The following is a 5,559-nucleotide window of genomic DNA, read 5'->3' on the forward strand; positions in this document are numbered from 1 at the left end:
GAAGGCGTACCGGGAGCTGTACCAGACGTTCTACGGCTCGGGCACGGCGGCGAAGGAGCTGAAGACCACCGCGGAGCAGGCACGCTCGGCAGGAGCGGACTCCAAGGAGCTGGACACCGCCGTGACCGAGCTCACCAAGACCGTCACCGACCGCACCACGGCCTTGGCCAAGGACAAGGAAGTGACCGGCTGAGAACCCCGGCATCCCGGGCNNCTCCCCCAGCTACCGCTGGGAGGTGCCAGAGCAGGAGAGCCCCCATTGCTGCGGCTCCGTGCCCGTAGTCCCTCGAGGTGCCAGAACGTGATCGACCAACACACCCTCACGCGCACGCCCGTCGCCGGACACACCGTCCTGGTCGTGGAGGACGACGCCAGCATCCGAACCCTGCTCACCTCCGCGCTCAGCGTGGCCGGCTACGCCGTGGCGAGCGCGGCCAGCGGACAGGAGGCCATGTTCGAGGCCGGCAACCGCCGACCCCACCTGATCGTCCTGGACGTGATGCTGCCCGACACCGACGGCTTCCAGCTCACCCGCGACCTGCGCGCACAGGGTGTCTACACGCCGGTGCTCTTCCTCACCGCTCGGACCGGCGTCGAGGACCGCATCATCGGCCTGAGCTCCGGCGGCGACGACTACGTCACCAAGCCCTTCCACGTCCAGGAGGTGCTGCTGCGCATCCGCGCCATCCTGCGTCGCAGCAACGCACCGGCTTCTGTCACCGGCACCAGCCCACCCCTGCGCTACGCCGACCTCACCCTGGACGAGGCCACCCGCGAAGTGCGACGCGCGGACCGCCTGCTGAAGCTGTCGCCGACCGAATTCCGGCTTCTGGCCTGCCTGCTCACCCACCCCGAACGCGTGTTGGAAAAGGCCGAGATCCTCCAGCAGGTCTGGCAGTACGACTTCTCCGGCGACACCCGCATCGTCGACACCTACATCAAGAACCTGCGCCGCAAGATCGACCGCAGTCCGCCCGCACTGATCCACACCGTGCGCGGGGTCGGGTACTGCCTGCGGCTGCCGCGTGACGAGACGCAAACGGCCGACCGATGAGGTGGCCTCGCCGACTGCGCCCGCGCTCCCTGCGCAGCCGCCTCGTCCTGATAGCCGGCCTGCTGGCCACCAGTGCCGTCCTTCTGTGCCAGCTGGCCGGCCTGACTGTCCTGCGCGGCTGGCTCACCGATCAGATCGACGACCGGCTCTCCCACTTCCGCCCCCCGGGCCGGGTCTACGAAGACATGGCCGACGACGGAACGCCGCGGCCGCCGAGCCCGGACAACGCGCTGCCCTCGGACTACCGCGTCTTCTTCTACGACGAAGACGGAAGCCTGCTGCGCACCTCCCTGGGGAGCAGCGACAGCCCAGGGCCCCGGCTCCCACAGCGAGCAGCCGACCTGGACCTGGCCGCCGGGCGGCCGAGCACCGTTCCGGCAGAGGGCGACGCCACCGGGTCCGGCTGGCGAGTGATCGTCCACTCCGGGCCCGACCACATGCGTACCGTCGTCGCCCTCCCCCTGGACACCGTGGACGGCGCCACCACCAAACTCCTCTGGCTCAGTCTCGGACTCGGCATCGCCGTGGCCGTCGGAGTCGTCGCTCTGGGAAACGGCGCCGTCCGCCTGGGCCTGCGCCCGCTCACCCGCGTCGAGTACACCGCTCAGCACATCACCGACGGTGCCCTGGAACTCAACGTCCCCGTGGCGGACCCGGACACCGAGGTCGGCCGGCTCGGTCTGGCCCTCAACACGATGCTCAACCGCCTGCGCACCGCTCTCCACCGCACGGAAACCTCCGAAGCGCAGCTGCGCCACTTCATGGCGGACGCCGGACACGAACTGCGCACCCCGCTCACCGCCATCCAGGGTTTCGCCGAACTCCTCCTGGACGAACCCGACATGCCAGGCCGGCGGCGCCAGGAGGCACACGCCCTGATCGCCCACAACGCGGATCGCATGAGCCGCCTCGTCGACGACCTGTTCCTCCTGGCCATGCTCGGCGACTCACCCGCGGCACACCGAGAACCCGTCGATCTCCTCTCCCTGGCTGCCGACGCCATCGCCACCACCGCGATACGCCACCCCCAGCGGGCCATCACCCTGGAGCCACTCGCGACCCATCCCGCCACCGCCGAACGCGACCTCGACATCATCGAGACACCCGGCGACCCTCACCAACTCGTCCAAGTGCTGGGCAACCTGCTGTCCAACGCCTGCACCCACACACCCGCAGACAGCAGCGTCCACGTCCGAGTCGGCGCCACCCGCACCCCTACCCGGGGGGACCTCGGCAGCGGTCGGCCGCTGCCGCCCGGCACACCTGTCTGCGTGATCGAGGTCGCCGACAACGGCCCCGGCATCAAGCCCGATGAGGCTCCCCACGTCTTCGACCGCTTCTACCGTGCGACACCGCTCGATCCGGCGACCGGATCAGACGGCGAGGCCGGTCCCGAACCCGGCTCCGGCCTCGGACTCGCCATCGCCGCCGCCATCGCCGCAGCGCACGGCGGGCGCCTCGAACTGGACAATCACCCCGGCGAAGGATGCACCTTCCGTCTGCTTCTGCCCGATTCCACGACTGCGCCGAAGGACGACACCGATGAGGCTCACCACGATCCGCATCACACGTGACCGCACCGCCGCTGCCCGCATCGACAAGAAGCACCTCACGCTCCTGCCCCATCCCGACGTGGGCGCCCTGATCGCGTCGGCCCCGGACTGGACACAGCACGCCGCGACCCACAGGGGCGAACGGCTCCCCCTCCACGCCGCTACGACGACGGAACCTCTGCTCACCCCCTGCGGAGTCATCAGCGTGGGACCCAACTGCCCGACACGCATCGAGGAACTCGATCAGCAGCGTCCCGCGGTGCCGTCCCCGACCACCACCCGCCCGCACACCACCGCAGGCGCACGGGCTGCGGGCGTCACGGCCGAGCTGCACTTCCACGATCTGCGGCACACGGGCAACACACCGGCCTCGACGGCCGGGGCCGGCACGCGGGAGCCGATGACGCGGATGGGGCACAGCAGCTCTCGGGCCGCGTTGATCCACCAGCACATGACCAGCGACCGGGACCGGGCCATCGCGGACCGGCTCGGGGCCATGATCCGGGGCGGCGGGGGAGTGGCCGCGGGCTCCTCCGGAGAGGGCGCCGAGCGGGCATAGTGGCACGCGTGTGGCACAGCGCCCGGAACGACAAAGGGCCGGCTTGGAAGGAAACCCCTCCTGAGCCGGCCCTTCCTTCTGTGCCCCGGCAGGATTCGAACCTGCGACACCCGCTTGAGGAGTTTTCCCCGGGCGAGGCTGCACCCTGCGGAGAGGGTGGCCGCAGGGTGGCCGGCCGGGAAACGACCCCTCCGTGGTTCTCACGTTTTCACGTGGTTTCCCGACCTCATGTGTGCTGAATCCGTTCCGCCGAAGGGCCTGGTGGCCACGCCGTGACGCAGGGGCGGTTGCCGCCGCTCAGTGGGGCGACGGGCCGGGCCAGACGGCCGAGGCGTCGTCGCGGTCGGGGGCGGGAAGGCGGATCGGGCGGACGGGGATCGTGCGGGTACGTCCTTCAGCGACGGCTGTCCACGTGGCGGAGTGGCCCGAGTAGCACAGGGTGGTCAGGGCGAAAACGCCGTCGGCGTAGACCTCGACGTACTCCCCGATGGCGAGGATCCGCAGGCCCGCGGCGGGCTCGGTCAGGACAGTCTCGCCGAGCCGAGCGCCGTCCGGGCCGGTCATCCACAGGTTCTTGCCGTCACAGCCGACGGTGAGGGCGGGCTGTCCGCCCTCGTCGGTGTGGGTGCGCAGGGTGATCTCGACGGGCCCGGATATACCGAGGTCGCCGACCGCGTGCAGGACGGGCACGTCGGTCTCCTCGCCGAGCCACGCGTCCAGACCGGGCCACCACTCCAGGCGCGGTGCTCCGTCCGCGGGGACGACCAGGCGCTTCGGCTGGGCCAGCATGCCGCGACAGCGGTCACCGGTGTCGGTGAGGCCGACCTGACGGGGCGTGGTGTGCAGCACGACGCGGGAGCCGTCGGGGGCGGAGATGATCCGGGGGGCGTAGGAACCGGTCGGACCGAGTGGGCCGCGCCGGGTCCAGGGGCCCCGCAGGCTGGGAGCGGTCCACGACTCGAAGCCGCGGGTCGCGCCGATGGAGCCGAGCAGGAGCCAGCTGCCGTCGTCGAGGCGTTCCAGGACCGGGCACTCCAGTTCGTCGACGTCGCCGGGTGAGATGAGCGGCGGGTGGACGGTCCAGTGCTCCAGGTCGTCGGAGGTGGCCCAGGCGACGCAGCCGCCGGCCTCGACCGGGAGGGAGGCGTCGCTGGCGCAGACGACCATCACCCAGCCGTCCGACTCGTCGTCGCGTACGACGAAGGGGTCGCGCCAGGCCATCTGTTCGCCGGTGCGGTACCAGCGCGAGTCCGCCTCGACGACCGGTGCGGTGCCGTGGCGTCGCCAGCCGGTGCCGTCGGTGCGGTCGGAGTACGCCAGCCCGACCGACTGCAACGGCCAGCCGCCTGCCGTCAGTCCGCTCACGCCCGTGTAGAACATCGCCGTTCCGTCGCCGTGCCGGACGGGGTGCATGGTCCACACCGCCTGCTGGTCGAAGCGGCCGGGCAGGCCGACCCCGAAGGCGGTGCCCTGCGGCTGCCAGTCGACCAGGTCGGTGGAGGTGGCCCGGCCGTAGGAGGTCTCCATCCGTAGGTGGTCGAACTCGGCTGTCCAGGGCCCCTGCAGGTGCAGCACCGTGTACGTGCCGTCCTCGTCCCGCAGCAGGGCGAAGTCGTTCACGCAGAGGCCGGGCGGGGCGTAGCGCATGCGCGGTTCCTGTCGGCTCACAGCGCTCAAACGCGTGCGCTGACCATCGATCAAAACGGACTCTCTTTGGAATCAGCCCAAGTAAATATGAACGCAAACGCTTGCGCAACAAGAGGGGTGGGTTTACGGTCACGTCACCCCACAGCTCACACCGACGTGAAACCAACGGGAGGAACTGCGCCGTGACGGCCAGCATCAACGACGTCGCTCAGGCGGCCGGCGTCTCCGCGTCCACCGTGTCCCGCGCCCTGCGCGGCCGGCAGGGCGTGTCCGACGAGGTGCGGGACCGGATCGCGGCCGTCGCCGCCCAGCTCGGCTACACCGCGTCCCGTTCCGCTTCCAGCCTGGCCAGCGGCCGCACCTGCACCATCGGGGTGCTGGTCCCCTACGTGGGCCGCTGGTTCTTCGGCACCGTGCTGGACGCGGCCGAGAAGGTGTTCAGCGCCGCCGGGTACGACGTGCTGCTGTACAACCTGGGCTCGCCGGAAACGCGCAAGCGTTTCTTCACGAGGCTGCCGGTCCGCAAGCGAGTGGACGCGGTGCTGTCCCTCCTCATTCCTGACGATGAGGAGTCGGCCGCGCTGCGCTCACTGGGGGTGCCGTTGGCCACCACGGTCGGCGGAACCCGGCCCGGTTTCACCGTCGTCGGGATAGACGACCGGGCCGGCACCGAGAGCGCCGTACGGCATCTGGTGAACCTCGGCCACCGCCGCATCGGCATGATCAGCGGGTCCAGCGGGCCGCTG

The 5,559-nt window shown here is 70.6% G+C and carries 4 protein-coding genes and 2 pseudogenes; 5 read left to right on the forward strand and 1 reads right to left on the reverse strand.

From position 1 onward, the window contains the following. From AOK11_RS32255 to AOK11_RS47020, 4 genes and pseudogenes are all read left to right on the forward strand, one after another. Positions 1 to 193 (forward strand): annotated as a pseudogene (locus tag AOK11_RS32255) (CotH kinase family protein); the annotation flags it as partial. A gap of 108 nt (positions 194 to 301) precedes the next feature. After that, positions 302 to 1,054, forward strand: coding sequence for a response regulator transcription factor (locus AOK11_RS32260; protein WP_055597232.1), 753 nt, complete (start codon positions 302 to 304; stop codon positions 1,052 to 1,054). Beyond that, positions 1,051 to 2,628 (forward strand): sensor histidine kinase, encoded by a 1,578-nt coding sequence (locus AOK11_RS32265; RefSeq protein WP_055597233.1) that lies wholly within the window; start codon positions 1,051 to 1,053, stop codon positions 2,626 to 2,628. The genes AOK11_RS32260 and AOK11_RS32265 overlap by 4 nt, the downstream gene beginning before the upstream one ends. A gap of 283 nt (positions 2,629 to 2,911) precedes the next feature. Continuing rightward, a pseudogene (locus tag AOK11_RS47020) lies at positions 2,912 to 3,166 on the forward strand (site-specific integrase); the annotation flags it as partial. 297 nt (positions 3,167 to 3,463) lie between these two features. Here AOK11_RS47020 and AOK11_RS32275 read toward each other — a convergent pair. Next, positions 3,464 to 4,813 carry a glycoside hydrolase family protein gene (locus AOK11_RS32275; RefSeq protein ID WP_055597234.1) on the reverse strand — a complete coding sequence of 450 codons (1,350 nt, stop codon included), beginning with the start codon at positions 4,811 to 4,813 and terminating at the stop codon, positions 3,464 to 3,466. 182 nt (positions 4,814 to 4,995) lie between these two features. Between AOK11_RS32275 and AOK11_RS32280 the strand changes: the two genes are divergently transcribed. Continuing rightward, positions 4,996 to 5,559: LacI family DNA-binding transcriptional regulator (locus AOK11_RS32280; protein WP_240497572.1), on the forward strand; the 564-nt coding region annotated here is incomplete at its 3' end.

Origin of the sequence: Streptomyces hirsutus, assembly GCF_001418415.1 — a bacterium.
GTDB lineage: Bacteria > Actinomycetota > Actinomycetes > Streptomycetales > Streptomycetaceae > Streptomyces > Streptomyces hirsutus.